Genomic DNA, 26880 nt, shown 5'->3' on the forward strand with positions numbered 1-26880 from the left:
GACATCTAATCTAAAAAATAGGATGTAAATCGTACATAGAATCTTTGGCTGATAAAATACGGAGAAATGAAACGGAATAAACGGTGGAATCAGAAGAATCACTAGACTTCTTTTCAATCTCATTAACTTCTACGCATGGAACATGCTAGAGTTAAAGGTCTACGCTTCGATCACATCAAATTCTAAGAGCTAAACCACTAAGATTTGAAGGCTTCGGAAATAAGCTGAAATTGTTGTAAATCACAGTGAATGCAATGAGTTGATGCTTTCTCGCAAAAGACTCGTTGCAGCTAAACATTGTTGCACAATAACTACTTGGTCACAAAAATTTAAAAAAACCAACATGAAAAATTTAGAGATATCAAGATGAAGTGTTGTCATATGTACATCTGTCATTTCATACGAAAGAACTACACTTTTCATGGCATGTTGAAAACGAGATCTATTCTGGTAAGCAATAAGAAACTAGAATGTGACTCCTAGAGTTATGCCCCAGGCACTTCTCAGTTGTTTTTAAAATCCTTAATTATAAAAATTTCATGTTCTTTTTCATTCATGGTTTTGTTATTTACATACTGTGGTCGATAAGCGGAGTACTGCTTAATACTCAAAACCTAAACGAATCCACCAAACAGCTAACAAATTCCTCATAGGAATCGGCTTTTAACAAAGCTGCGATCGTCTCTTTATTATCCAATGATTCAATGACCAGGTTAAAAATCTTCCTAAATTCTTTTCGTTCTGATCGATTCATCGCAATCATTACAACGATTTGTACATATTCCTGATCCCAGAGCATTGGTTCTTCATTGATTACAAAATAAAGCGAGGTTTTCAGTGCATTCATTTCCATTGAATGAGGCATAGCTAAACCATTGCCGAAACTTGTAGACGACATATCTTCCCGCCTAAGAATCTCTTCTTCAAAGCTCGAATTCACTCGGTTCAAATCGGCCAAATGGTTGGACATATGATGAATCAACTGATATTTCGTTTCAGAACGCTGATTTTTTTCAAATAATTCTTTAGAAAAATATTGTTCGATGACTTTTTTCATTTTTAGTTGCTGTTGCTCTAAATTAAGTTTCTTGATCGCTTTGGTGATAATTTCTTTGTCTTTTTCATTGAAAAAAGGCGTGATTTTTACATAATCTACATTACTAGGCAATACGATCGTTGAAATAATCAACTCTTGATTCAGATTGGAAATCGGCGCATCGACCTCCGTAATCACTTTTTTGATATCTAATTCATAATCAAAAGCCGCCAAGATTTTTTCAGAAAGATCAATGTGCATATCGTAATAACTAGGACAAATCAAGGTAGCGAAGAGTTTGCTTTGATTGATTTTAGCATGCTCAAAATAAGCACCAATATGAAAAGCTAAATAAGTGATTTCATCTTCGGCAATTTTTGACCCTAAATATTCTTCTAATTCATTGGAAACAAAAACAGCTAAATCATACACCAATGGATAATTCTCTTTGATTTCTTTGGTCATAGGATTTAAAGCAACTTGTTTTTCCCGATTGCGGCTCAATAGGTTTTGGAGATGCAAAGAAAATTTGATGAAAAAGTCTTCATCATCCAACGATAATAAAAATTCCTCATTGATTTTTTGTAAAATCCGATTTGAGAGTTGAATACTTTCATCGGCGATATAGTCCTTCAAATCTTCTTTGATTTCGGCATAATTTAGTAAGGTTGTCTTACTTTTTAACAGAATCGTCATATAAGAAATTTCGCTCTCTTTTAATTGAATAGCGTAAGTATGCTGAATGTAGGCAGCAATGGCGATGGCTGAGCGATGTTCTGCTGCCAAACGTTCATCGATTTCAGCGGAATCATTAGTGATACTTTGATTGCTATCATAGATTCGTTCCATTGCGACTACTATGTGTAAGATGATGCTATTTAAGGTGTAACCATTGATATACAAGTTATTTTCTTTCAGAATTTGAGTGATCGTGGCTTTTAACTCCTCTAAATCATAACCATAAAAAGCAGCTTGGATCGTAGCTCGATGTAGAAATTCTGCACTTGTCTCATGGTAAAATTGTTCTCTGATCCAAGCCCGTTTCTTTTCTTCTGGTCCTACGAGTTGAATGGCATTTTCTTGATTGACGATTTTTAAGTGAAATTTATTTAATTCTGCATTGGCTTTAGTAATGGTTCGCTCCAATGTAGATAAACTGATAAAAAGCTCTTCTGCTAAATCATATTTATTGATCGGTGTTAAAAGATAAATCAGCTTTTCTGTCAGTACTTTTTCTCTGCTTATTTCTTTTGAAAAAATATCAGGAGTTTCACTTTGAGCAATATAGTAGCCTTTTGATGTAGCATGAATGATTTTTTCTGTGCTGTGTTCATTAATTCTTTTGACATAATTTTTAATTGTTCTAGTGGAAACAGAAAAGACTTGAGCGAGTTGGCTAGAGGACGTGAGACCATTTATTTGGAGATACTTTATTAATTGTTCTTCCGATAACTTGTTCATGCTATTTCCCCCACAGTCCATTTTTGATAGTTCCTCTTCGATTATTCTTGGCTTCATTATATAGTCTTTGATTAAAACGAACAAATCACATAATTACACCGTAAGCGTTTGCTAGTGCAAAAGATTGGTTTGTCTTCTTTATTTGAAATGGTGATAATAAGGGTGTGAAAAACAAAAGGAGGAAAAAAAGATGACAAAGAAAAATATTTTATTAGTATGTGGCGGCGGAGCGTCCAGCGGATTTTTAGCTCAAAGCATGAAAAAAAGTGCTAAAACACAAGGATTAACGGTAACTGTAGAAGCAGTTGGCGATTCAGAAATTGAAGATTATATCGATGAAAAAGATGTGGTGTTGTTTGGTCCGCATTTACGTTATATGGAAGCTGAATTAAAAGAAACAATGAGCGAATTCGATGGGATTCCGTATGATTTTATTCCAGATGAATACTACGGAGCAATCAATGGGGAAGAGACGTTGAACTTTGCCTTAGCTTTGATTGCGAAATAGATTAAAAAATAGGGGGAGAAAAATGAAAAAGATTATTGATTGGATGACAAATGTTTTTGCACCGAAAGCAAATAAAATCACGAAAAATCCTTGGATCGGTGCAATTCAAGAAGCGATGACAACAGTGATGCCGATGATTTTAGTCGGCTCGCTGGTAACGATTTTTGCCATTTTTGAAGAATATATTCCCAATTTTCCTGATATTTCACCAATTAGCAGTTTTAGTTTTGGACTGGCATCAGTCTTTGTGGCCTTCTTTATTCCTTATCTACTTTTGGAGAAAAAGAAGAAACACAAATTAAAGAAACAAGCTGGAATGATCGGGATCGCATTTTTCTTGATGTTGGTTTTTCCGACCTTTAATGACGATGGAGATATTATCATCGAATTTGCTAAGTTGGGTTCTGGTGGAATGTTTGCTGCGATCGTTGGTGGTTTGTTTGTGGCATTTGTAATGGATAAGTTTTCTAAATTTAGTTTATTTAAAGAAGATACGATGATGCCGCCATTTTTAGTCGAAGGATTCGACAGTATTGCGCCGACATTTTTGATTTTGGCTATTGGCTGGGTAGCAATGTTTATCTTTAATATTAATCTGTATGATGGAATCTACTGGATTTTATCACCGTTAGTGAATGTGTCACAAAGTTTCTGGGGATTTGTACTGATCATGTTTATTCAAGCCTTTCTTTATTCGTTTGGTATCAGTAGTTGGGTCTTGGAGCCTTTATATGTGCCGATTGGTTTGCAGGCAGTTGGTCAAAATGCAGCTGATTTAGCACGTGGCGTAGATCCGTCATTGATTTTAACGAATGAAACATTACAAGGTTGGGTCTGGATCGGGGGAGCAGGCTCGACATTGATGCTTTCAGTGTTCATGCTGTTTACAAGGTCAAAACGTTTAAGAGCGATTGGCAAGTCTTCTATTGTGCCATCTTTATGTAATATCAATGAACCATTGGTGTATGGAGCGCCTGTTGTCTTTAATCCAATGTTGATGGTGCCGATGTGGATTTCTGGTATTGTAGTGCCGGCGATCACCTATCTGTCGTTCCAATTGGGCTGGGTCAGTATTCCAACAAAACCATTTGCGTTATGGTATTTGCCAGTCGGGATTCAAACATGGCTGATCAATGGCGATTTAAATGGGTTGATGTTGTTAGCAGTATCCTTAGTGTTAACAGGATTTATTTACTACCCATTCTTGAAAGTCTATGACAACCAAATTTATAAAGAAGAATTGTTGAAAGCGGAGGAAGCCTAAGATGACACAAGATGAAATAAATGAAGTAGCAATGCAGATGATTTTACACGCGGGCAATGGTCGGAATTTGATCAAAGAAGCGCTAGAAAAAATGGATGAGGATTATTTTGCAGAAGGGGAAGAACAATTAAAAGAGGCGAAAAAAGAATTGAATCTAGCACATAATGCTCAAACAAAAGTCGTTCAGTACAGCATGGAAAACCCAGTAGAAATCAATTTATTATTTACCCATGCCCAAGATACGTTGATGACGATTTTGAGCGAATATAATATTGCCAAACAATTATTCAAATTGTATTACAAAATCAGTAAAATCGGGGGCTGATCAAATGTCTTCTTTTCCAGAAACATTTTTATGGGGAGCAGCCACAGCAGCATATCAAGTAGAAGGTGCCTATTTAGAAGATGGCAAAACGTTATCTGTTGTGGATGAAAGCATTGCTCCAGAATATGCGGATACTAGTATTGCCAGTGATCATTACCATCGATTTAAAGAAGACATTCGCTTGATGAAGGAACTGGGGTTGACAGCGTATCGATTTAGCATTGCTTGGACGCGGATTTTACCGAATGGTCGAGGAGAAATCAATCAGGCGGGGCTTGATTTTTATAATCAGTTGATCGATGAACTGCTAAAAAATGAGATCGAACCGATCGTAACAATCTATCATTTTGACTTGCCGGTGGTTCTTCAAAATGAATATGGTGGTTTTGGTTCAAGGAAGATCCTTCCAGACTTTATCCAGTATTGTCGCGTATTGTTTGAACAGTTTGGTGATCGAGTCAATTACTGGCTGACGATCAATGAACAAAGCAATATGTTTTTACTCCCTTATCTGATCTCCTTCGTCGAAGGAAGTGAGCAATCGCTGTTAAAACAAAAGTATGAGATGAATCACATCATGACCTTAGCACATGCCAGTGCTGTGAAATTATGCCATGAACTTTTGCCGGACGCAAAAATCGGTCCAGCTCTAGGTGTTTCACCGATTTATCCTAAAACATGCGATCCTAAAGATATTTTGGCAGCCGAAAAAGCAGAAGAGCTGCGGAATACGTTCTTTTTAGAACTGTATTGTAACGGTCAGTATTTACCATCTATGCAAGCTTATATGAAGCAACAGGACTGTCTGCCAACTATTGAAGCTTTAGATATGGCGTTGATCAAAGAAGGCAAATGTGATTTTATCGGCTTGAATTATTACGATAGTAAAACGGTAGAACATGTAACAGCATTTGAGCGGGGCAAGGAATTAGTGATCAACAAATCAGGGGAAGCTGATTCAACTGAAAAAGAAGTTGTGGAAGGAATCTATAAAGGCTGTAGTAATCCTTATTTAGAGAGAAACGCATGGGATTGGGAAATCGATCCAGAAGGGCTGCGGATCACGCTAAACCGAATATATCAACGCTATCAAATCCCTCTGATCATTACTGAAAATGGTTTAGGTGGAGTCGATACCTTGACTGAAAATAATCAGGTTCACGATAGTTACCGTATTGACTACTTGAAAAAGCATCTTGAACAAATCCGACTCGCAATTGTTCAGGATGAGGTAGACGTTTTTGGCTTTTGCCCGTGGTCATTTATTGATTTAATCAGTACGACTAGTGGGTTTAGAAAACGGTATGGGTTTGTTTACGTGGATCGTACAGATACAGAGGTCAGGGAATTGACTAGGTATAAAAAAGATAGTTTTTATTGGTATCAAGAAGTTATTAGGAGTAAGGGGAAAAGGGTGTAAAGATAGATTTAAAAAAACTAAATTAAAGCTAGAGGTTGGGTCAGAAGTGTTTAACCCCGAGAAATAAGCTGAGATTCACGAAAATTGCTCTTCAAATTTTTGTGAATCTCAGCTTATTTCCGAAGGGGTTGCTTCTGATCCCACCGTTTATTCGGATTTAGAGCCCGAAACAAAACTGATTTTTAGTTTTGTCACGGACTTTTTTTTGAATGTTCAGTCAATTTAGTTTACAAAATTTTTAAATCTTAGCGATCTAAGAAAAAATATCAGTAACATCTTTATTTAGTGAACGAGCGATGTTAAAAGCTAAAGAGTCAGAAGGTTTGTATTTCCCTTTTTCAATACTTTGGATGGTTTGGATTGAAACATCGACTTGCTTGGCAAGGTCTTCTTGTGTCAGGTTGGTGTTGATCCGGATTTCTTGTAAATTGTTTTTGTTTGTTTTTTTCATAGCTGATCGCCTCTTTCTCCGTTGTGTATAGTGATAAGAAAATAACGCACAAGGTAGTTTCTGGCAAAATCAGTAAAAAATATATATACTAATTCGACCTTCGTGTGTTATATTTAATACGTAGTGGCAAACTACAAGATAAAGGATGTACATTCCTTTTATCAACGACTTCTAGCATGAATAACTTCCCCAAGTTTTATGATTGCTAGGAGTTTGTTTGATGTTATGGTCCTACTAGGTTAGCAAAAGTAGTGATTACACTAATAACTGTTACAAAAAACATTATTTTCCCTCCCGCCATTATGTTTTACTATATTAAAGGCACAAAAAAATTGACCTTCATAGGATAATCATAACAAATATTTTTTGTATAATAAATACATTATTAAACAAATTGTTAAAAAAGCATAAATATGGTTTTTATGTATGCTAAATGTAACTTTTCATGCGGATATGTCATTTGATAGGAGAGCAGATAATGGAAATATATGAAATATTAAGATTTTTTAGAAAGAAATTAGGTTATACACAAAAAGAAATTTTACCTGATGTAGACCCGTCTGTTTACTCTAGATTAGAGAGTGGAAAACAGGAACTTAAAATCAATGACTTAAAGAAAATATTGAACACCATGTCTCTTTCACCAGAAGAAATATTTTCAATTACGGCATTGGACGAAGATCAACAAAATTTCAAAACACTTTTCTATTTCTGTGTCCAGAATTTAACTGATCAAAATGAAAAACAACTCTTGATCAGTTACTATCACAATATATCCTCTAAAAATAAAAATCTCCGAGAATTATCCAACTATATTGCTATTAAAAGTTATTTTGTTCGATTCTGGGATGAAATCGATGCGATTACTACAGAAGAATTAGAATATATCTATTCACTTATAATGAATAAAATTTATCACCAGCATTATGATTTCGTATTGATTCGAAATATTATTAGATTTCTTGATAAGGATAAAGCTGATTTAATCATAACAAGATTTTTTCCAGCTGATCAAGAACAGTTAGAAGGACCATCCGTAAACGATTCATTGTACTACATTCTTATAAATGCTATTTCTACTAGAATTTGTGAAAAAGATTATGACGAAGCAAGACGATATATCCATCTAGCAAAAATGCAAGACAAGGGGCGAAAAAATCTTAACTATTGGATTAACCTGAAATATCTAGAAAATTTATTAGATTATATAACAATAGGAGATTATCAATACATGGAACGTATTCAAGAATACATTCATATACTTAAAGACATAGGTGATACTTTTACTGCTGAACAGATCAAAGCGGAAGTTAAAGCTGTCCTCAATAACATTACAGAAGAGATGGATAAAAATAAGTTGATTACACTTTTGGCAAAATAGATTCACTGCAACTATAATTTAAACCATCTCATAGTTAGTTTTTCAGGTTATTTCATAGCTATTTATAAATTAATAGCAATAAAAAATGATTGCAGGCTTGGTTCGCCAGTACTTGGAGTATTAGTGCTATTAGGCTTAGAAAGTGAACCCTTCCCTTCCACCCCAAAAACCTCTATAATAAAAACAGTAAATCAAAAGAGAAGAGGAAGTTTTTTGCGTATATTATTTATAGGAGACGTAGTAGGTTCACTAGGACGAGATACGATTACCACTTATTTACCTAAGCTGAAGAAAAAATATCGTCCGCAAGTAACGATTTTGAATGGTGAGAATGCTGCAGCTGGTAGAGGAATTACTGGCAAGATCTATAAGAAATTTTTACAAGATGGGGTCGATGTGGTCACGTTAGGTAACCACACATGGGATAATAAAGAGATTTTCGAATTTATCGATGATGCTAAAAAAATGCTTCGTCCAGCTAACTTTCCGCAAGGAACACCTGGACAAGGCATGGTTTTTGTCAAAGTCAATCAACTGGAACTTGCTGTGATCAATATGCAGGCCCGCGTGTTTATGGCAGATATCGATGATCCGTTTCGTAAAGCAGAGGAATTAGTAGCAGAAGCACGTAAGCGGACGCCGTTGATTTTTGTTGATTTCCATGGAGAAACCACTAGTGAGAAGCAAGCAATGGGCTGGTTTTTAGATGGACAAGTCAGTGCAGTTGTTGGCACACATACACATGTCCAGACGAATGATGCCAGAATTTTACCAGCAGGGACGGCTTTTCTGAGTGATGTTGGAATGACAGGACCATATGATGGTATTTTAGGGATGAAGCGAGGACCGATTATTGAGAAGTTCAGAACGGCTTTGCCCAAACGCTTTGAAGTCGTCGAAGAAGGTCGGAGCTTATTGTCAGCTTGTGTGATCGATATTGATGATCAGACAGGACAGGCCAAAAAAATCGAACCGATCCAAATCAGTGAAGATCGTCCATTTGAGGAATAGACCAACTGAATTAGATATTAAAAGGGACAGAAGTGTCTATTTCCGATGGCTGGGACGTAACTCATAGAGTTATGTCTCAGTCATTTTTTCTTTTGGTTGTAAAAGTGATTGAGCATTTTTGAACAAGAGAAAAGTAAATTGATTTATAATGAAAAAAGAATCAGCGTGCGACAGTTAAAACAGCAGAGTGCAGGGAGGTATTTATGCAAAATTCTTTTATGGGAAAAAAAGAACGGACAAAGTTTGAATTGTTTAAGTCGATTGTTTTCTCAAAAAATGGGTTGAGTTTTAATGATTTACTACTAAAGTATGGTCTTACAAAAAGTACACTCAGTAGATATCTTCATGATTTGTCGCAGGAAGTAGAAGAAGCTTTTGAGGAAAAAGTCCATTTAAGCCAAAATGTGCAGACAGGACTGTATCAACTTGAAACACAAGAGGCATACAGCATCGGCTATTTGATCGATTACCTTCATTTATTCTATGTGGAAAGAAGTGGTGTTTTTTTCATCTTAGATGTGTTGCTAAAAAAACGTTATATCTCAATTGAAGCTATGGCGTTAGATTTGCATATGAGTAGTTCATCGGTATACAAACAATTACGAGCATTGAAACAGATGGTGGCACCATTTGGAGGGAAGATTTCATTTAATCAACTGACTAGCCCTTTGACAGGCAATGAGATTGGGGTTCGTTTGTTCAGCTTTTTTTCCTATTGGTCAGTGTTTAAATCAACGGAGTTTGACAATAAAAATTATCCTGAATCATGGCTAGATTTAAAAGAAATCGAAGGTTATTTTGACCATGCCTCTTCTCTTTCAGAATCTCAAAAGGCGAAATTACGGTTTATACAGCTGATTACGTTAAGAAGAGCGCTTTGGCAAAAGAACTATATTGAGCCTTCTAAAGCTTTTTTAGCAGATATAGCCTATTTTGATACGAAGGATACAGAGTTATTGCCCTTACTTAAAAGTCTGTTGACAGATGAACAATATCAAAAGGAACGTGCACTATTAGTCTACGCAACAAGAGGGTTGATTTATAATCTTGATTCGCTTGAAACAAAAAAGAAAATCGTGCAAGCGTATCAGCAGTCTTCGCTAGAAATCGCAGCTTACACAACAAAGCTGATATCAGAGGTACAACAAGAATTTGACTTAGATTATACGGAAGAAGGATTTACAAACTTTTATTTTTATCTAATCATTTTATTGATCTATATCAAACATATCAATATGGATATCTCTGGTTATTATAAAAATGGGCTCTCCTTTCTGCCAATGATCGATTACAATGAAGTAAACGAGAATATCCTTCAAAGAATTGCTGAGATCGTTGCGCGGCAAGACTTTTACTCGAAGATAAATAAGCAATCATTGCCAGGGGTCATGGCAATTTTATCATTGACGATTTACTCAGGTATTTATTTAAATAAAAAATCGGTTGTATCCAGATTTGTGTCATCTTTAACAATAGTCTGATTTTGGCAGACAATATAAAAAAAGCGATTTTGGATGTATACAATCAGGAACGGATCCATTTTACGAATGATGTCATGGCAGCAGACTTAGTTATATCAGACTCTTACGAGGCCGTTGAACCAGAAACGGAGCACTTCTATTTTGATGAGCAGCTGAATCCAGAGCAGTGGAAACAGATGTTAGATGTGATCAATCAAATTTTCTATAGAACGATTTTTTAAATAAAACAGAACCAATTGTCAGGAATATACTTTTTTTATCACTGTATTATCATTATTAATTATCTTTTATAGGGTTGAAGCAAAGCATGTATGTGTTTTGTTTCGACCTTTTTTGTTCGATGAATACTGGGTTTTGAAATAAAGAACTGTTGTTTTTTTGTTTTGAAACAGATTGTTTCAAAAATATACAAATTTTTTCTGAAAAAAATTGTATTATTTCATAGTAATGAAAAAAGTAGCTTATGCTAGCGCTATAGAATGAAATAAGCGGATCGGAGAATCGATGAAAAAAAACATATTTAGTTTACTCATTTTGTTTTTCTGTCTATTATATACCATTTTAAAAATGGATGTGACCTTTGCAGAGACTATTTCTCCGCCGTTAGGTTATCCATTAGGTGTTTCCACAAAAACAAATTTAACAGCTGGCGGTACGCTGTACTTTAATACCGATCAACTGCAGGACAAACAACTTGTCGGCCAGTTTATGGCAAAAAATATAACCTCTAACGGCTCATCTGGCTTGTCTAAAGGTGGTTTCCAAAATTATCAAGGTGCGACTGGGAATTGGGAGCTAGAACAACTTGATCCGGCTGTCGTGTCTGAATCGATCACAGGGAGTGATATGATTCGCTGGTATGCAAATGAAACAAGCTTTAAATACGTAGATGGCGAAAACTTACATTACTATTTAGGGAATCTGCCTACAGATGAGGAAATGAATGCGGCATTTCAGTATTATCCAAGCTTGCGGGCTAATTTTGCGGATAGAATATACAATGGCTCGCTTGAAACATTTCCATCGTTTACTGAGAATGGTATTTCTAATTTTTCTCAACTAACGGCTAATATTCAAACAGTTAGTGATTACTATGCATCCTTGATCGATACTGATCAAGCTGTAGCCTATAATTCGGCGGTTCAAATAGCAGAGGTAAATACAGAGCAAAAAGTAGTAAATCCCAACGACTGGGGCGGACAGTCTTCGATTCAGCTCAATATTGCTTTGAAAAAAGGGGTGACAGAACAGGCTGTGGTCATCGTTGATGTAGATGGTCAAATCGAGCATTTCAAAAACGCTCAGGATATTTCAATCAACTATACAAATTATGATCCAGATACGATGTTGCCACCTTATGTATTTATTAATTACAAACACTTCCCATCGTTTAATTTTAGCGGAAGTACCTTTTTCCATGCGACAGCCTATCCTAGTTTGCCAGGAACTGAAGAATATGATTTTGAGGGAAATAAAGGCGTCTTTTTTGAACGAAAATATGCCGATAAGGCAGTGCCTTTGATCAAATCGGATAGTCATACGGTTTCTGAAGAATTGAAAGATAAAACGTACAAAATCGCGACCCATCTCGTTCATAATTTTAATGATGAGGAACAAGAAATCCAATTTAGAAGCAATGCCTCATTGTTTATAGGAACAGTATTGGCACCGCGAGCTTCTGTCACGCTCGATGATACACAAGGTCGAGTGTTGGGAAGTGTTATTTCTGGATATGATATTCACACGAATATGCCGATCGACACTGAAGAGAGCACTGCAATGTTTGATTACGGTGATTTTCCAGGATTAGGAGATATCGTTGGCGGTGAAGAGCTTGAAGCACCAGTCAAAGTTGGAGAACAGTTTAATTACGTTGGAACTGAAAAAAGAAAACTATATACAATTTCTCAAAAAGTACCAGCATACTCCTCACGATTTTTGATCCAGTCGCTAAACATAACTGATACATTGGCAGATTCATTGAGGATCGCAGCTTCTGATGTGGGGATCATTGATGAAACAGGGGCTGACGCGGCTGATTATTTTACAGTCAGTGAAAATACTGAAAATCAATTGATGATCGAAGCGAAAGCGGAGAGCTTGAAGAATGAAGCCTTTTATGGGAAAACCTATACATTTGAACTAAACGGTAGTTTAGAGCTTAGTCAAGAAGAGCTGGCAAGTGCAGCGGCAGATCAAATCAAGATCCCAAATACAGCCGTTGTTACTGCAAACGAGGAAGAAAAAGTCAGTAATCAAGCTATTCTAGAAGCAGATTTCGTTCAAGGAAAACCAGTTTTTGTGAAATATTTAAATGAAGATGGGCAAGAGATTGCGCCCACCGAAACGTTGACAGGAAAAATCAGTCAGGCGTATCAAAGCAAGGCGAAGGACATTTCAGGCTATACGCTAAAAGCAACACCAGAAAATGAATCTGGAACCTTTTCGGATGAAGAACAGACAGTTGTTTATAAGTATCAAGGCCATCTAACCTTTTCGGGTGTGCCTACGCAGATCAGCTTTGGGACGCATGCCTTGTCTGCCAAGGATGAAGAATATAAAATCGAATCAAAAGATCGAGATATCATCGTGAAAGATACGCGTGTCTTAGGCTCTAGTTGGCAATTAAGGGCAACCTTGAGTAAACCTTTGACAGGAAGTAAGACCAAACATGTTTTAACAGATGCACTATTTTATGTAAAAGCTGGGCAATCTGTTCCGATCCGTTCCGATTCATCAGCAACGATTGAATCAGCAGTAACGGCAACCCATGATGATTACAATGTGACGCATGATTGGAATACGTCAGGTGATGGATTGGAAATAGCGGTGAAATCAGGAGACGCATTAGCAGATCAATATTCTGGCGAAATTAGCTGGGATTTATACGATGTTGTATCCAATGATTGAAAGGTGTTCAACGGTGAAAAGCAAAAAAAGAAAATGGGTTCAATTATTGATCATCAGTTGTTATTTTGTCTATTTAATTGGAATGAATGAAAGTTATGCGGCAGAAAATGCCAAAGCAACTGTAGGTTTTTATGAAATAAAGAAAAAAGAACAACGAGAGACAGATGCTTTGCCGAGTACAGGCGAACGTCCAACTGACCGGATTTTACGAATAAGTGGCATATCCATTCTGTTATTTATAACTGAAATGATATCATATAGAATTTTAATGAACGGGAGAGAATTTAAATGAAAGCAAACAAAATTTTAGTAGGAATTGCAGCAATATCAATGATTTTTAGCGGAAGCATCATCGTTAGTGCGGAAGAAATTGAAAACCAAGAATCAACGAGTGATATCGGTTTTACTTCACCAACAGACGGTGCATTGACGCTATTGAATGTCGCTGATCTTGATTTTGGTTCAAATCCGATTTCAGCAAAAGATGAAGTGTATACAAATAAAACAGAAACAGCGACAACAGTTCAAGATATTCGTGGGACAGAAGCTGGCTGGATCGTCCAAGTTGCACAAGAAGGACAATTAAAAGCAGGCGAAAAACAATTGACGAATGCTCAGATCACGTTGAAAACACCAACTATTTCAGAAAAATCAACTGGCTCTGCTACGGCTAAAACAGAGGTTGTCTTAAATACAGATGGCTCTGCTGCAACAATTTTAGAAGCTGGAAAAGGATTGGGAAATGGTGTGACGATCGAAAACTTTGATAAAGATGCTGCTACATTAGAAGTACCAGGTGAAACAGTTAAAGTAGCAAAACAATACGAAACAACCCTAACTTGGACATTATTAGATCAACCAACAAATAGCTAATACACATGAGAGCGTGGTACAGAGGAAATAATGCGTCTGACCACGCTCTATGTACATACATAGAAACAAAAAAATGGAGGAATTTACATGTTAAAACGAACGCTTAAAGGTTTATTGCCGCTGACAGTTTTTGTATTCGGGTGCTTGGTAGGAACGCTGAATGTTTGGGCTCAAGAGGCAGATTATGAGGTCAAAGCTATTCCTTCGACAAAGCAAGTAGACAAAACGAAAACCTATTTTGATTTAAGACTTGATCCAGAGGAAAAGCATGTGATAACCGTCACTGTAACGAACCAATCAGATCAAGAACGAACCATCAATACGAAAGTCAAAACAGCTACAACCAATACCAATGGAGTAGTTGAGTACCTTAAGAGTGATCAAAATCAATCCATCGACTTACCGTATAATCTGAGTAAACTCGTTAAAACAAACGCCTCAAAAATTATCTTAGCTCCTCATGAATCAAAAAACGTTGACTATGAGATCACAATGCCTAAAGACGATTTTTCTGGGGTTTTATCTGGCGGTATTATTTTTACAAGCGAGAATAAAGCCAAAGCACAAGAAACAACTGCTGATGTTGCTATAAATAACCAATTTGGTTATGTGATCGCACTAGTTTTACATGGAAAAAAAGAGGTTGCACCTGATTTACAATTATCCAAGGTAAGCTTAGGTCAAATCAATAATAGAAATACGGTTTTTGCTCAGTTAGCCAACCCAAAAGCAGCCTATTTGAATCGTTTAAACGTCACAGTCAAGATTCGAAAGGAAAATACTGACAAAACACTTTATGAAACGAAAAAGAGTGATCTGCAAATGGCACCGAATTCCGTATTTAACTATCCCGTAAGCTTGCAGGAAACGGAATTTAAACCAGGGAAATATCTTTTAGCAGTCCATGCAGAATCAAAAGGAAAAATCTGGGATTTTGAAGAAGGATTTGAAATCAAGGGAAAAGAAGCTAAAAAGTTAAACGAACAAGCCTATATCCATCATGATAAACATAATTATCTGCTCTATATCATTGTAATCGTGATTTTGTTGTTATTGATCCTGTTATTTATTTTATACAGAAAAAGACAACAAAAAATCAAAGCACTAGAAGAACAAGTCGCAGCATTGAAAAAAGAGTGAGGGCACAAGCAATAGGCAAGATATACGTGTTAAGGTGTGAAACAAAAGTGATTTTTCCTTTTGCTTCACGCCTTTTTTCTATGGTTTATAATTGTAAATGTATGGTATACAATAAACAAAAACTCAGAGTAGGCAATCAAAAGGGAGAGATCCAACCTATTGATTTATTGCATCAACAAGTGCAAGCAACCAGGCGCTCATTTGTCTGTGTCTGAATTACTTATTTTTCTACTTTGCAGGCGGGTATGTAAGAGAACTTTGAAACGGGGGAAGTTGTTGTTTTATTTTCCGTAAACTGTTGATTTTGCTGGAATTATGTTAAAATAAGTAGACTTGTCTTGCAACAAAATCTTACCCAGAATAAAGGTGTGAAATCATGGAGTTATCCATTACAGATAAAAGAATCAACGAAGAATTAATGAAATTATTGGCCTTACTTGGTGAGGACGAATTGATTCAACGATATAAAGAGCTAGAAGAAAAAGTCCAAAATAACGAAAAACTCACTGGGTTGGTGGAACAAATCAAAGCCGCTCAAAAAGATGCGGTTCAATTTGCACATTATGACAAACCAGAAGCAGAAAAAGCTGCCATCAAACGAGCGGATGAATTGACGAAAGAATTTGATGAGCATCCTTTAGTTGTAGCATATCGAGAACAACTGATGGAAGCAAACGACCTTTTACAACACGTCACAGACATGATCCAATATAGAATTAACGAAGAACTAGAGAAGGAAGGGTAACAATGCCTCAAAAAACGAAAAACACACCCATGATGGAACAATACTTAGCAATCAAAGACCAATACCAAGATGCGTTTCTATTTTACCGATTAGGTGACTTTTATGAAATGTTTTATGAAGATGCGATCAATGCGTCGCAGGTATTGGAATTAACTTTAACTAGCCGCAACCGCAATGCAGATGACCCGATTCCAATGTGTGGAATTCCTCATCATGCAGCACAAGGCTATATCGACACATTGATTGAAAAAGGCTATAAAGTAGCTATTTGTGAACAAGTAGAAGATCCTAAGACCACTAAAGGAATGGTTAAACGCGAAGTCGTTCAGCTGATTACACCTGGAACGGTCATGACCAGTAAAGGACTAGATGCCAAAGACAACAACTATTTAACGGCGATCGTTGAAGCGGATGGTGCTTTTGGTTTAGCCTATGTTGATTTAAGTACAGGGGAGCTAAAAACAGCCGTTTTAAGCGATGAAGATGCAGTAATCAATGAAGCTTCAGCGCTGCAAACTAAAGAAATCGTATTAGGTAGCGAATTATCAGAGATGTTACAACAAACATTAAAAGACCGTTTGAATATTATTTTCTCAGAACAAAAGCAAGCCGAAGAAAATGCTGAATTTAGCTTTTTGACAAGTGAATTGACCCAGCCGTTGGAGGTTGAAGTAACGGGCAAATTATTGACCTATTTAACTGTGACCCAAAAACGAGGTTTGTCACATATTCAAAAAGCAGTAGAATATCAACCCGATCATTTCTTAAAAATGGATCATTATTCTAAATTCAACTTAGAATTGACTCAATCGATTCGAACAGGTTTGAAAAAAGGAACCTTATTATGGCTACTAGATGAAACCAAAACTGCAATGGGCGGTCGTTTGCTAAAGCAATGGCTAGATCGTCCGTTGATCCAGGAAAAACAAATCCAAACGCGGCAAGAAATGGTTCAATCGTTATTGAACGCTTACTTTGAACGTGTCGACTTACAATCTACATTGACAAAAGTCTATGATTTAGAGCGTTTGGCTGGTCGTGTAGCGTTTGGAAATGTGAATGGACGTGACCTGATTCAACTGAAGACTTCATTAGAACAAGTGCCGTTGGTTCGTGAGTTGATCGTTGGTATCAACCAAGGTGAGTGGAATGACTTATTATTAGATCTAAATCCAGCTGAAGATATCGTTGAACTAATCAACAAAGCTATCAATGAAGAAGCACCTCTAGCAATCACAGAAGGAAATATCATCAAAGACAACTACAATGAAAAATTAGATGAATACCGCGATGCGATGCGTCATGGCAAACAATGGTTAGCGGAATTAGAGGCTAAAGAACGCCAAGAGACAGGTATAAAAACTTTGAAAGTAGGATTTAATCGAGTGTTTGGTTATTACATCGAAGTGACGAAATCCAACTTAGCCAACCTAGAAGAAGGCAAATATGAACGCAAACAAACCCTAGCAAACGCGGAACGTTTTATCACCCCTGAACTAAAAGAAATGGAAACATTGATTTTAGAAGCAGAAGAAAAATCAGTAGATCTAGAATATCAATTATTCCTAGAAGTCCGAGAAAAAGTCAAAGCCAATATCGAACGTCTGCAAAAACTAGCAAAAACAATCAGCGCAGTTGATGTCTTGCAAGCTTTTGCTACGGTCAGTGAACGATACCAATATGTTCGTCCAATACTAAAAAGCAACAGCAAAGAATTGCATATCGTTGAAGGGCGCCATCCTGTTGTGGAAAAAGTATTGGGGCATCAAGAATATATCCCAAACAGTGTTCATATGAATAAAGACAATATCATTTTATTGATCACTGGACCAAATATGTCAGGTAAAAGTACGTATATGCGCCAACTAGCATTAACAGTAGTAATGGCTCAAATCGGCTGTTTTGTACCAGCTGAATCAGCGGAATTACCGATTTTTGATCAAATTTTTACAAGAATCGGTGCATCAGATGATTTGATCGCAGGTCAAAGTACCTTTATGGTGGAGATGATGGAAGCCAATCAAGCATTGCGTCATGCTACGCCAAATAGCTTGATTTTATTCGATGAATTAGGCCGAGGAACGGCAACCTATGATGGGATGGCATTAGCCCAAGCGATCATTGAATATATCCACCGAGAAGTCAAAGCGAAAACACTGTTTTCTACCCATTACCATGAATTAACGGTCTTAGATGAAAGTCTAACCGGCTTAAAAAATATTCATGTTGGTGCCGTAGAGAAAAATGGCGAAGTCGTCTTCTTGCATAAAATGATGGATGGACCAGCAGATAAAAGTTACGGGATTCATGTCGCTAAAATCGCTGGATTACCAAGTGCTTTATTAGAAAGAGCTGCAACCATTCTTTCTGCCTTAGAGTCTGAGGAACAACCGCTTAAAACGATTGAATACCAAGATGAGATCAAAGAAGATACAGAACAATTATCGCTATTTAAAGAAGTATCGACAGATGAATTAGGTGTGATCGATACTCTGAGGAAAATAAATTTATTGGAAATGACACCAATGGACGCGTTAAACAAACTACACGAATTACAAAAAAGAATTTAAACATAAAGAGAAAACTGAGCAAGGAAAGGATCATCTAGATGGGAAAAATACAAGAATTATCAGAACAGCTTGCCAATCAGATCGCTGCTGGTGAAGTAGTAGAACGTCCTGCATCAGTTGTCAAAGAACTTGTTGAAAATGCTATTGATGCTGGCAGTACCCAAATCGATATTTTCATTGAGGAAGCTGGATTAAAAACAATTCAAGTCATCGATAATGGCGAAGGAATCGCAAAAGAAGATATTTTAAGTGCCTTTAAACGTCATGCAACAAGCAAAATTCATACAAGAGATGACTTATTTCGAATCCGCAGCTTAGGCTTTCGTGGAGAAGCACTGCCCAGTATTGCCTCTGTATCAGAGATCATCGTGGAAACAGCAGTTGCTGAAGAAGAAGAAGGTAGTTACGTGCAAATGAAAGGCGGCAAGATTGAAGAACACCGGCCAGCTGCTTTAAGAAAAGGTACCAAAATCACTGTTTCCAATTTATTTTTTAACACACCTGCCCGCTTAAAGTATGTCAAAACGATTCAAACAGAGCTCGCTAATGTCGGCGATATCGTCAATCGTTTAGCCTTGAGTCATCCTAACGTTGCTTTTCGTTTAGTCCATGATGGAAATAAGATGATGAATACCACAGGTAATGGAGACCTAAAACAGACGATTGCCGGTATCTATGGGATTGGAACCGCCAAGAAAATGCTGAAAATCACAGCAGAGGATTTAGATTTCAAATTAACTGGCTATGTTTCATTGCCAGAAGTAACACGAGCAAGTCGGAATTACTTGTCTACGATCATCAATGGACGCTATATCAAAAACTTTGCATTGAATAAGGCAATCGTTGATGGCTATGGCTCTAAACTAATGGTTGGACGCTTTCCATTGGCAGTACTAGAAATCGAAATGGACCCACTGCTTGTAGATGTCAATGTTCACCCAACCAAGCAAGAAGTCCGTTTAAGTAAGGAAAAAGAATTGATGGCCTTGATTAGTGAGGCGATTCGTGAAATCTTAAGCCATGAACAGTTGATCCCGAATGCAGTTGATAATCTTCGCTTTAAAAAGAAAGTCGAGCCAGAACCCAAAGTTGAGCAGCTTGAAATTCCTTTGAAAAAGGAAGAAGAGATAGCGCAACCTACTCGAAAACCAAGTAGTTTAGGCTATGACCCAGCAAACGGTAATTCTTTGTTAAAGAAACAACTATAGAGTTTTCAACACAAACACCTGCATATGAGCAAACAAAGGAACCAGAACAAACTGAACCCGCACTGGACAAAGAGGCGTTGATGGCATACGCATTTAGCTCACCTAATGAAACAGACGCGAACCCAGCTGTTGATGATAGTTATCCGATAGAACAGTCATCTGTAGAGGAAATCTCTCAAGAGAAAGAAAAACTCCAAGTTGATGAACAAGTCTATGAGGAGGAATTGAGTCATCACCCTGAATTTGATTTTTCAGCAGCAGGGACCAAAAGCGAATTAAATAAAGCGCTGAATAAGGTTTCAGATGAGCGCCCGAAAGAACGGTTTCCAGAATTAGAATATTTTGGTCAAATGCATGGTACCTATCTATTTGCTCAAAGTAAAGACGGGTTATATATCATTGATCAGCATGCTGCGCAAGAGCGTATCAAATACGAATATTTCAGAGAAAAAATTGGTGAAGTGACCAACGATTTACAAGAGTTGTTAGTGCCGATCGTGATCGATTATCCAAATAGTGATGCCTTAAAAATCAAAGAACAAAAAGAAACGTTGGCAGAAGTTGGGATTCATTTAGAAGATTTTGGGCAAAACAGTTTTATCGTTCGCGCTCATCCAACGTGGTATCCTGCTGGAGAAGAAGAAACGATCATTCGAGAAATGATCGATATGTTGTTGACCACAGGTTCAGTCAGTGTGAAAAAATTCCGTGAAGCCACAGCGATCATGATGAGTTGTAAACGCTCGATCAAAGCCAATCATTATTTAAATGAACAACAGGCAAGAGTTTTACTGAAGGATCTTGAGACTTGTGAAAATCCTTTTAACTGTCCTCATGGCCGACCTGTTTTGATTCATTTTACCAATTCAGATATGGAAAAAATGTTTAAACGTATACAAGATCCACATTAAAAATTATGGGAAGAAGGTTTTATCCTAATGGCAGTTATTCTTGCCTCACAATCTCCTCGCAGATGCGAGTTGCTGAGTCGAATTGTTTCTGATTTTGAAGTGGTGCCAGCAGACATCAACGAAGAAGTCAAAGACTATTTTACTCCAATGGATTACGTGTTAACGATGGCAGCACAAAAAGCGATGCATATCGCCAAGCAATACCCCAATGATTTAGTGATCGGTTCTGATACCATCGTGACGATCGATAATGAAATATTGGGTAAACCAACTTCTAGAGATGATGCTTTTCGTATGTTGAGACAATTAAGTGGTAGAACGCATAAAGTATATACTAGTGTAGTCTTGATGAAAGACGATCAGGAATCTTCAGCAACAGTTCCAGCAACAGTCGAATTTTATGATTTGACAGATGACGAAATCAATCGCTATTTAGATACAAAAGAATATCAGGATAAAGCTGGAGCCTATGGCATTCAAGAACAAGGGGCTTTACTAGTAAAAAGTATTCAAGGTGATTATTATTCGATCATGGGGCTGCCGATTGCAACACTATATAGAATGTTGCCAACTTTTGACGAGTAACTGAATGAGGAAAGAAGGAAATACATCAATGAAATGTTCTCAAACTAGAGCAATCCAAACGCATATGATCACCTATCCGCACTTGAATTTTCATAAGACATTATTTGGTGGTCAATTAATGGCTTGGCTAGATGAAACGGCAGGACTTTCGGCCGTCCGGGTATCTAGAGCAGCAATTGTAACAGCTTCTGTCGATCATCTAGATTTTTTGGCACCTTTAAAAGCAGACCATTCTGTTTGTATCGATGCTTATGTATCTGGTGTTGGCACACGTTCAATGGAAATTTTTGCAAAAGTCATTGGTGAAGATTTATTTTCAGGAGAGCGCTATTTGGCTGGTACTTGTTTTATGACGTTTGTAGTGCCTAAAGGAGCTACTTTACCGGAAACAATCGAACCTGAGACAAAAGAAGAACGATTTATTTGTCAGGGCTATGAAGCGCGAAAACAATTCAGACAAGCTAAACGACAAGAAAGTATCGATCTTGCTAAAAATGTCGATTTAGATATTCCGTGGAATTAATAATAGACGTAAACACTCACTTTCTAAACAGAAGCTGAGTGTTTTTTTCTCAATAATGCTATGATAGGAGTAACTAAAATGTAAGGGTGTGATTTGTCATGGAAAAACCATCAAAAGAAGAGTTGAAGGAAAAGCTATCCGATATTGAATATGCCGTAACACAGGAAAATGCGACTGAACGACCTTTTACTGGTAAATATGACGATTTTTACCAAGAAGGAATTTATGTTGATGTGGTGAGTGGCGAACCACTTTTTAGCTCAACAGATAAATATGATGCAGGATGTGGCTGGCCTTCGTTTACCAAGCCAATCAAAAAACAAGACATCGAAGAAAAAACAGATTTTTCTTTAGGAATGCAGCGTGTTGAAGTTCGTAGTAAGGAAGCAGACTCTCATTTAGGGCATGTTTTTACAGACGGCCCACAAGAGCAAGGCGGCCTACGTTATTGTATCAATGCAGCAGCGTTGAGGTTTGTTCCAGTAGAAGAATTAGAAAAAGAAGGTTATGAAGAATACAAAACCTTATTTAAATAATGTAGAAGCTTATCTAAGTAGTTAAAGTCTATTTAGGTAGGCTTTTTTATTTCTGATAAAAATGATTGCTATTTGTTCTAATTTCTAGTAATATAAGAATATTCAGAAAATTAAAATTAGAAAAGAAAATAATTATTTATTGAGGAGAATAAGATGAAGAAAATAAAAATGACGAAATTAATCAGTGTTATGATGTTATCTACTATAGTATTAGCAGCTTGCGGAGGTGGCGGCAAGACAGCTTCTACAGATAGCAGTAACGACAGCAAAAAAGCGAGTGGGGAACAGCTTTTTAAACTAGTCGTTCAACAAGAAATGCCAAGTGCAGATTTATCCGTAGCAACAAATACGATCAGTTTTTCAGCATTGAATAATGTCTATGAAGGCTTATATCGTTTAGATGATAAGAGTAAACCACAACCTGCCGGCGCAGTAGAATTGGCAAAGAAAAGCGACGATGGTTTGACTTATACGTTTAAACTTAGAGAAGATGCTAAATGGTCAAATGGTGATCCTGTAGTAGCGTCAGATTATGTCTATGGCTGGCAACGTACAGCAGATCCTAAAACAGCAGCAGAGTATGCGTATATGTTTGAATTAGTCAAAAACGGTGCAGATGTTTCTGCTGGAAAAAAAGGACTGGATGAATTAGGGATCAAAGCAATCAACGATCATGAATTAGAAGTAACCTTAGAACAAGAAACGCCGTACTTTGATTACTTGCTGGCTTTCCCATCATTTTTCCCGCAAAATAAAAAAATAGTCGAAGAAAAAGGCAAGGACTATGCAACAACGAGCGATGCATCTGTTTATAACGGACCCTTTACACTGACTGATTTTGACGGACCTGGAACAGATACTGAATGGTCTTACACAAAAAATGATCAATATTGGGATAAAGATGCAGTTCAATTAGATAAAATCGAAGTAACAGTTGTTAAAGAAGCGCCGACATCATTGAATCTTTTCCAAGATGGACAAGCCGATGATGTGATCTTAAGCGGAGAATTAGCTAAGCAAATGGCCGATGATCCAGAACTTGTAATCGAAAAAGATGCGCGAACATCTTATCTTGAATTTAATCAAAGAGATGAAAAATCGCCATACCATAATGCGAATCTGCGTAAAGCAATTTCTTACTCAATCGATCGTGATGCGTTAGTTGATCGAATTTTAGGAGACGGTTCAATTGCTTCTACAGGTCTCGTACCAGCAGGAATGTCATTTTCACCAGAAGGCAACAAAGATTTTGCTGATGAAAACAAAAACGTATTGACTCATGACACAAAGAAAGCCAAAGAATACTGGGAAAAAGCGAAAAAAGAATTAGGAATCGATTCATTCAAATTTGATATCGTAGGCGATGATACTGATTCTACCAAAAAAGTACTAGAATATATCCAAGGCGCAGTGAAAGAAACCCTTGATGGTGTAGATGTGACCGTTACAAGTGTACCGTTTACTGTTCGTTTAGACCGTGGTAAAAATGGTGACTTTGAAGTGATCATGGGTGGCTGGGGTGCTGATTATGCAGATCCAAGTAGTTTCACAGATCTATTCCTAACGGGTGGCTCTTACAATAGAGGCCGCTACTCAAATGAAAAATATGATGAATTAGTCAAAGCATCTGGTAGTAAAGATGCTTCTAATCCAGAAAAACGTTGGACGGATATGGTAGATGCTGAAAAACTATTGATGGACGATATGGGTGTTGCACCAGTTTATCAAAAAGCAGAAGCCCACATGCGTAGTGAAAAAGTCAAAGGTGTAGTTGCTCATGGAGCAGGCGCACGATATGATTATAAATGGACATACATTTCTGAATAAAAAAATAAGCCAGTACGAATGGATTCATAATTCGTATTGGCTTTCTTTTTATCAAGCTACTGATTTTCTCAAATCTGTGCTAAAATAGAAACGTATGTGCGTATCAAGTATAAGAAACGTTGGCGCAAAAAAATCTAGCCGCCAACTTTAATGGAATCAAGAAAGGTGAAATTATGTACGAGTATATCATTGGTAAGGTTACATTTATCAGCCCTTATTATATTGTAGTAGAAGCAAATGGTATCGGTTATCAGATTTCTGTAGGCAATCCCTATCGTTATTCTGGCAAAACCGACCAGCAAATTCAAATTTATGTTCATCAAGTTATTCGTGAGGATGCCCATTTATTATATGGGTTTGGCGACCTAGATGAAAAACAACTCTTTTTAAAACTAATCAGTGTGTCAGGAATCGGACCGAAAAGCGGTCTTGCGATTATGGCATCCGATGATCACGGCGGTTTGATCAATGCCATTGAAGGTGAAGATGCTGCTTATCTAACAAAATTCCCAGGCGTAGGTAAAAAAACGGCTCAGCAAATGATTCTCGATCTAAAAGGAAAATTAGGTGAATTAGAAACGTCAGAAGCAGCGGTCGAAGCAATGGCTAAAACGCCAACTGCTCAATCAGTAAATCAATCACTTACAGAAGCGTTAGAAGCTTTAAGTGCACTAGGCTATAGCGAAAAAGAAATCAAACGAATTACACCGAAATTGGAAGAACTAGGCAGCCAACCAACGGATGAATACTTGCGCAATGCACTGAAATTCATGATGAAACGCTAAGGAGGAATGGCTATGACAGAAGATGAAAGACTACTTTCTGCTGAAACAAGCGAAGGTGAAGAAACACTAGAAAAGTCACTGCGCCCCCAATTTCTCGAACAATATATCGGTCAAGATAAAGTAAAACAAGAGCTTACAATTTATATAGAAGCGGCTCGTAATCGAGAAGAAGCGTTAGACCATACACTTTTATACGGTCCACCGGGACTAGGTAAGACAACGATGGCCATGGTAATCGCCAATGAAATGCATGTCAATATCCGCACTACTAGTGGTCCAGCCATCGAGCGTGCAGGCGATTTAGTCGCTATCTTAAATGAATTAGAGCCGGGCGATGTGTTGTTTATCGATGAAATTCATCGTTTACCTCGTGTGGTAGAGGAGATGCTTTATTCAGCAATGGAAGATTTCTATGTTGATATCATGGTTGGGCAAGGAACGACTGCTCACCCAGTTCATTTCCCGCTACCGCCATTTACTTTGATTGGTGCAACGACCAGAGCAGGAATGCTATCCGCACCGCTTCGAGATCGTTTCGGAATCATTTCACATATGGAATATTACGAAACACAAGATCTGAAAGAAATCGTTTTGCGCTCAGCTGATATTTTTCAAACAGAAATAGTAGAAGAAGGGGCATTTGAAATCGCTCGTCGCTCTCGTGGCACACCAAGGATTGCCAATCGTTTACTAAAACGTGTGCGTGACTTTGCCCAAGTACAGTCAAACGGGACAATCGATCGAGGAATTGCAGATCAGGCCTTGACCTTGTTGCAGGTCGATCATCAAGGGTTAGATTATGTCGATCAAAAATTGTTAAAAACAATGATCGAATTATACGGTGGCGGACCTGTTGGTTTAAGTACGATAGCTGTCAATATCAGTGAGGAAACTGAGACCGTAGAAGATATGTATGAACCCTATTTGATCCAAAAGGGCTTTATCAAACGGACACCAAGAGGTCGGATCGCAACGGCTTTAGCTTATGAGCATTTTGGTTATGAGTCTTATTATCAGGAATAATTTAATAAAACTACTCACCTCGCAGATAACAAGTGGGGTGAGTAGTTTTTGAGTTTTAGTGATGAGATTGGCTAAGCGGAAATAGATTGCTTTTGAATTAGGCGGATCATTTGTTTGTTGCAAAGATTGAAATTATACTGAAAGAAAATAAACTTGAGGGTGGAGAGAAAGTGCAAGAGTTATTTGATAAAAAAGTAAAACTGGTCCCAGCAATTATTTCGATAGCATTATTAGGAGGTGCATTTTATTCATTATTGAATATAGCATTTATTTTTAACTTTTGTCTTATTCTAGTTGCGGGATTAATTGGAATGTATTTGATGTATGGTGTAGCTGGAATCAAAAATCTTTATTCTCCATTAAAAAAAGGTTCAGTCAAAATTATATTGATTGCTTATATTTTAAGTTGGATAACAGCTCTTTTAGCAAAATTTATGGCCGGAGCGATCGGACAACCAACAGCTGATAACCCGATCGTTAGTCAATTCAATCATGGCTTGGAAACCGCTCTTACGATGTTTGGAAAAACACTGTTTATGTTGCCCGGGGAAGAAATCATTACTACGATTCCACTGATTCTATTGGTGCATGTAGCATTACATTTCAAAATCGAACGAAAAATTGCTATCATTGGCTCAGTTATTTTAACAAGTCTTATGTTTGGAGCATTACACTTATCGACGTATGATTGGAATTGGTTTCAATGCTTGGTCGTGATCGGCTTAACTCGAATTCCATTTACGTGGGCAACGCTAAAAACAGATTCATTGTGGGCTGGCACGATTATTCATATTGCTTTTGATTGGTTGATTTTTATAGGTGTTATGTTGACGACCTTAATACATTAAAGCTTTTTTACTATAATTAGAAATGTGATGTTAGAGCTATACCAATATTTGGTGTAGC

Annotated in this window: 23 protein-coding genes and 2 pseudogenes; 23 read left to right on the top strand and 2 right to left on the bottom strand. The window is 37.2% G+C overall.

What is annotated here, in order from left to right:
* Nucleotides 1-607: 607 nt before the first annotated feature.
* Nucleotides 608-2497, bottom strand: a complete 1890-nt coding sequence (locus tag V192_RS0110995; RefSeq protein WP_025871689.1) for a BglG family transcription antiterminator — start codon at nucleotides 2495-2497, stop codon at nucleotides 608-610.
* Between the two features lie 190 nt (nucleotides 2498-2687).
* On the opposite strand from V192_RS0110995, the gene V192_RS0111000 reads away from it, so the two are divergent.
* The 4 genes from V192_RS0111000 to V192_RS0111015 are packed head-to-tail and all read left to right on the top strand — an operon-like array spanning nucleotide 2688 to nucleotide 6014.
* The gene (locus V192_RS0111000) at nucleotides 2688-3005 is read left to right on the top strand and encodes a PTS sugar transporter subunit IIB (RefSeq protein ID WP_025871691.1); all 318 of its coding nucleotides are present in this window, start codon (nucleotides 2688-2690) and stop codon (nucleotides 3003-3005) included.
* A gap of 22 nt (nucleotides 3006-3027) precedes the next feature.
* On the top strand, nucleotides 3028-4269 hold the full coding sequence (locus V192_RS0111005) for a PTS sugar transporter subunit IIC (RefSeq protein ID WP_025871693.1): 1242 nt from the start codon (nucleotides 3028-3030) through the stop codon (nucleotides 4267-4269).
* Nucleotide 4270: 1 nt separating this feature from the next.
* Nucleotides 4271-4594, top strand: a complete 324-nt coding sequence (locus tag V192_RS0111010) for a PTS sugar transporter subunit IIA (protein WP_025871695.1) — start codon at nucleotides 4271-4273, stop codon at nucleotides 4592-4594.
* 4 nt (nucleotides 4595-4598) lie between these two features.
* On the top strand, nucleotides 4599-6014 hold the full coding sequence (locus V192_RS0111015; protein ID WP_025871698.1) for a glycoside hydrolase family 1 protein: 1416 nt from the start codon (nucleotides 4599-4601) through the stop codon (nucleotides 6012-6014).
* Between the two features lie 253 nt (nucleotides 6015-6267).
* On the opposite strand, the gene V192_RS0111020 is transcribed toward V192_RS0111015, so the two are convergent.
* Nucleotides 6268-6465 carry a helix-turn-helix transcriptional regulator gene (locus tag V192_RS0111020; protein WP_025871700.1) on the bottom strand — a complete coding sequence of 66 codons (198 nt, stop codon included), beginning with the start codon at nucleotides 6463-6465 and terminating at the stop codon, nucleotides 6268-6270.
* A gap of 478 nt (nucleotides 6466-6943) precedes the next feature.
* Between V192_RS0111020 and V192_RS0111025 the strand changes: the two genes are divergently transcribed.
* From V192_RS0111025 to V192_RS0111105, 19 genes and pseudogenes are all read left to right on the top strand, one after another.
* A complete protein-coding gene (locus V192_RS0111025; protein ID WP_025871703.1) occupies nucleotides 6944-7846 on the top strand; it encodes a helix-turn-helix domain-containing protein in 903 nt (300 codons plus the stop codon).
* Between the two features lie 213 nt (nucleotides 7847-8059).
* Complete coding sequence (locus V192_RS0111030) at nucleotides 8060-8857, top strand: TIGR00282 family metallophosphoesterase (protein WP_025871705.1); 798 nt, start codon at nucleotides 8060-8062, stop codon at nucleotides 8855-8857.
* A 203-nt stretch (nucleotides 8858-9060) separates the two neighbouring features.
* Nucleotides 9061-10338, top strand: coding sequence for a helix-turn-helix domain-containing protein (locus V192_RS19985; RefSeq protein ID WP_239644651.1), 1278 nt, complete (start codon nucleotides 9061-9063; stop codon nucleotides 10336-10338).
* Nucleotides 10339-10340: 2 nt separating this feature from the next.
* Nucleotides 10341-10559, top strand: coding sequence for a hypothetical protein (locus V192_RS22215; protein WP_239644652.1), 219 nt, complete (start codon nucleotides 10341-10343; stop codon nucleotides 10557-10559).
* A gap of 283 nt (nucleotides 10560-10842) precedes the next feature.
* Complete coding sequence (locus V192_RS0111040; protein WP_025871707.1) at nucleotides 10843-13248, top strand: MucBP domain-containing protein; 2406 nt, start codon at nucleotides 10843-10845, stop codon at nucleotides 13246-13248.
* A gap of 13 nt (nucleotides 13249-13261) precedes the next feature.
* Nucleotides 13262-13540 (top strand): hypothetical protein, encoded by a 279-nt coding sequence (locus V192_RS0111045; RefSeq protein WP_128080815.1) that lies wholly within the window; start codon nucleotides 13262-13264, stop codon nucleotides 13538-13540.
* On the top strand, nucleotides 13537-14121 hold the full coding sequence (locus tag V192_RS0111050) for a WxL domain-containing protein (RefSeq protein ID WP_025871712.1): 585 nt from the start codon (nucleotides 13537-13539) through the stop codon (nucleotides 14119-14121). Before V192_RS0111045 ends, V192_RS0111050 begins: the two co-directional genes overlap by 4 nt.
* 87 nt (nucleotides 14122-14208) lie before the next feature.
* Nucleotides 14209-15261 (top strand): WxLIP family cell surface protein, encoded by a 1053-nt coding sequence (locus V192_RS0111055; protein ID WP_025871714.1) that lies wholly within the window; start codon nucleotides 14209-14211, stop codon nucleotides 15259-15261.
* 376 nt (nucleotides 15262-15637) lie between these two features.
* Complete coding sequence (locus V192_RS0111060; RefSeq protein WP_025871716.1) at nucleotides 15638-16006, top strand: YlbF/YmcA family competence regulator; 369 nt, start codon at nucleotides 15638-15640, stop codon at nucleotides 16004-16006.
* A gap of 2 nt (nucleotides 16007-16008) precedes the next feature.
* Entirely contained in the window at nucleotides 16009-18576 is a 2568-nt protein-coding gene (gene mutS / locus V192_RS0111065) for a DNA mismatch repair protein MutS (protein WP_025871718.1), read from the top strand.
* Between the two features lie 38 nt (nucleotides 18577-18614).
* Nucleotides 18615-19852: pseudogene (gene mutL, locus V192_RS22840) on the top strand (DNA mismatch repair endonuclease MutL); the annotation flags it as partial.
* 150 nt (nucleotides 19853-20002) lie between these two features.
* Nucleotides 20003-20695 (top strand): annotated as a pseudogene (locus V192_RS22845) (DNA mismatch repair MutL family protein); the annotation flags it as partial.
* A gap of 27 nt (nucleotides 20696-20722) precedes the next feature.
* The gene (locus tag V192_RS0111075; RefSeq protein WP_025871721.1) at nucleotides 20723-21280 is read left to right on the top strand and encodes a Maf family protein; all 558 of its coding nucleotides are present in this window, start codon (nucleotides 20723-20725) and stop codon (nucleotides 21278-21280) included.
* Nucleotides 21281-21308: 28 nt separating this feature from the next.
* The gene (locus tag V192_RS0111080) at nucleotides 21309-21803 is read left to right on the top strand and encodes an acyl-CoA thioesterase (protein ID WP_025871723.1); all 495 of its coding nucleotides are present in this window, start codon (nucleotides 21309-21311) and stop codon (nucleotides 21801-21803) included.
* Nucleotides 21804-21901: 98 nt separating this feature from the next.
* A complete protein-coding gene (gene msrB, locus V192_RS0111085; RefSeq protein ID WP_025871725.1) occupies nucleotides 21902-22339 on the top strand; it encodes a peptide-methionine (R)-S-oxide reductase MsrB in 438 nt (145 codons plus the stop codon).
* A gap of 153 nt (nucleotides 22340-22492) precedes the next feature.
* Complete coding sequence (locus V192_RS0111090; protein ID WP_025871727.1) at nucleotides 22493-24166, top strand: peptide ABC transporter substrate-binding protein; 1674 nt, start codon at nucleotides 22493-22495, stop codon at nucleotides 24164-24166.
* Between the two features lie 173 nt (nucleotides 24167-24339).
* Nucleotides 24340-24951, top strand: coding sequence for a Holliday junction branch migration protein RuvA (ruvA, locus tag V192_RS0111095; RefSeq protein WP_025871729.1), 612 nt, complete (start codon nucleotides 24340-24342; stop codon nucleotides 24949-24951).
* Between the two features lie 12 nt (nucleotides 24952-24963).
* Nucleotides 24964-25974 carry a Holliday junction branch migration DNA helicase RuvB gene (gene ruvB, locus V192_RS0111100; protein WP_025871731.1) on the top strand — a complete coding sequence of 337 codons (1011 nt, stop codon included), beginning with the start codon at nucleotides 24964-24966 and terminating at the stop codon, nucleotides 25972-25974.
* Nucleotides 25975-26144: 170 nt separating this feature from the next.
* A complete protein-coding gene (locus tag V192_RS0111105; protein WP_025871734.1) occupies nucleotides 26145-26822 on the top strand; it encodes a CPBP family intramembrane glutamic endopeptidase in 678 nt (225 codons plus the stop codon).
* The last annotated feature ends 58 nt before the right edge of the window (nucleotides 26823-26880 follow it).

This window comes from Enterococcus crotali (assembly GCF_000633635.1).
Classification (GTDB): domain Bacteria; phylum Bacillota; class Bacilli; order Lactobacillales; family Enterococcaceae; genus Enterococcus_L; species Enterococcus_L crotali.

Bases quoted from the DNA above. Each gene is read 5' to 3' on its own strand.
- V192_RS0110995 (WP_025871689.1), bottom strand. From the start codon at position 2,497: ATGAACAAGTTATCGGAAGAACAATTAATAAAGTATCTCCAAATAAAT.
- V192_RS0111000 (WP_025871691.1), top strand. From the start codon at position 2,688: ATGACAAAGAAAAATATTTTATTAGTATGTGGCGGCGGAGCGTCCAGC.
- V192_RS0111005 (WP_025871693.1), top strand. From the start codon at position 3,028: ATGAAAAAGATTATTGATTGGATGACAAATGTTTTTGCACCGAAAGCA.
- V192_RS0111010 (WP_025871695.1), top strand. From the start codon at position 4,271: ATGACACAAGATGAAATAAATGAAGTAGCAATGCAGATGATTTTACAC.
- V192_RS0111015 (WP_025871698.1), top strand. From the start codon at position 4,599: ATGTCTTCTTTTCCAGAAACATTTTTATGGGGAGCAGCCACAGCAGCA.
- V192_RS0111020 (WP_025871700.1), bottom strand. From the start codon at position 6,465: ATGAAAAAAACAAACAAAAACAATTTACAAGAAATCCGGATCAACACC.
- V192_RS0111025 (WP_025871703.1), top strand. From the start codon at position 6,944: ATGGAAATATATGAAATATTAAGATTTTTTAGAAAGAAATTAGGTTAT.
- V192_RS19985 (WP_239644651.1), top strand. From the start codon at position 9,061: ATGCAAAATTCTTTTATGGGAAAAAAAGAACGGACAAAGTTTGAATTG.
- V192_RS0111040 (WP_025871707.1), top strand. From the start codon at position 10,843: ATGAAAAAAAACATATTTAGTTTACTCATTTTGTTTTTCTGTCTATTA.
- V192_RS0111050 (WP_025871712.1), top strand. From the start codon at position 13,537: ATGAAAGCAAACAAAATTTTAGTAGGAATTGCAGCAATATCAATGATT.
- V192_RS0111055 (WP_025871714.1), top strand. From the start codon at position 14,209: ATGTTAAAACGAACGCTTAAAGGTTTATTGCCGCTGACAGTTTTTGTA.
- V192_RS0111060 (WP_025871716.1), top strand. From the start codon at position 15,638: ATGGAGTTATCCATTACAGATAAAAGAATCAACGAAGAATTAATGAAA.
- mutS (WP_025871718.1), top strand. From the start codon at position 16,009: ATGCCTCAAAAAACGAAAAACACACCCATGATGGAACAATACTTAGCA.
- V192_RS0111075 (WP_025871721.1), top strand. From the start codon at position 20,723: ATGGCAGTTATTCTTGCCTCACAATCTCCTCGCAGATGCGAGTTGCTG.
- V192_RS0111080 (WP_025871723.1), top strand. From the start codon at position 21,309: ATGAAATGTTCTCAAACTAGAGCAATCCAAACGCATATGATCACCTAT.
- msrB (WP_025871725.1), top strand. From the start codon at position 21,902: ATGGAAAAACCATCAAAAGAAGAGTTGAAGGAAAAGCTATCCGATATT.
- V192_RS0111090 (WP_025871727.1), top strand. From the start codon at position 22,493: ATGAAGAAAATAAAAATGACGAAATTAATCAGTGTTATGATGTTATCT.
- ruvA (WP_025871729.1), top strand. From the start codon at position 24,340: ATGTACGAGTATATCATTGGTAAGGTTACATTTATCAGCCCTTATTAT.
- ruvB (WP_025871731.1), top strand. From the start codon at position 24,964: ATGACAGAAGATGAAAGACTACTTTCTGCTGAAACAAGCGAAGGTGAA.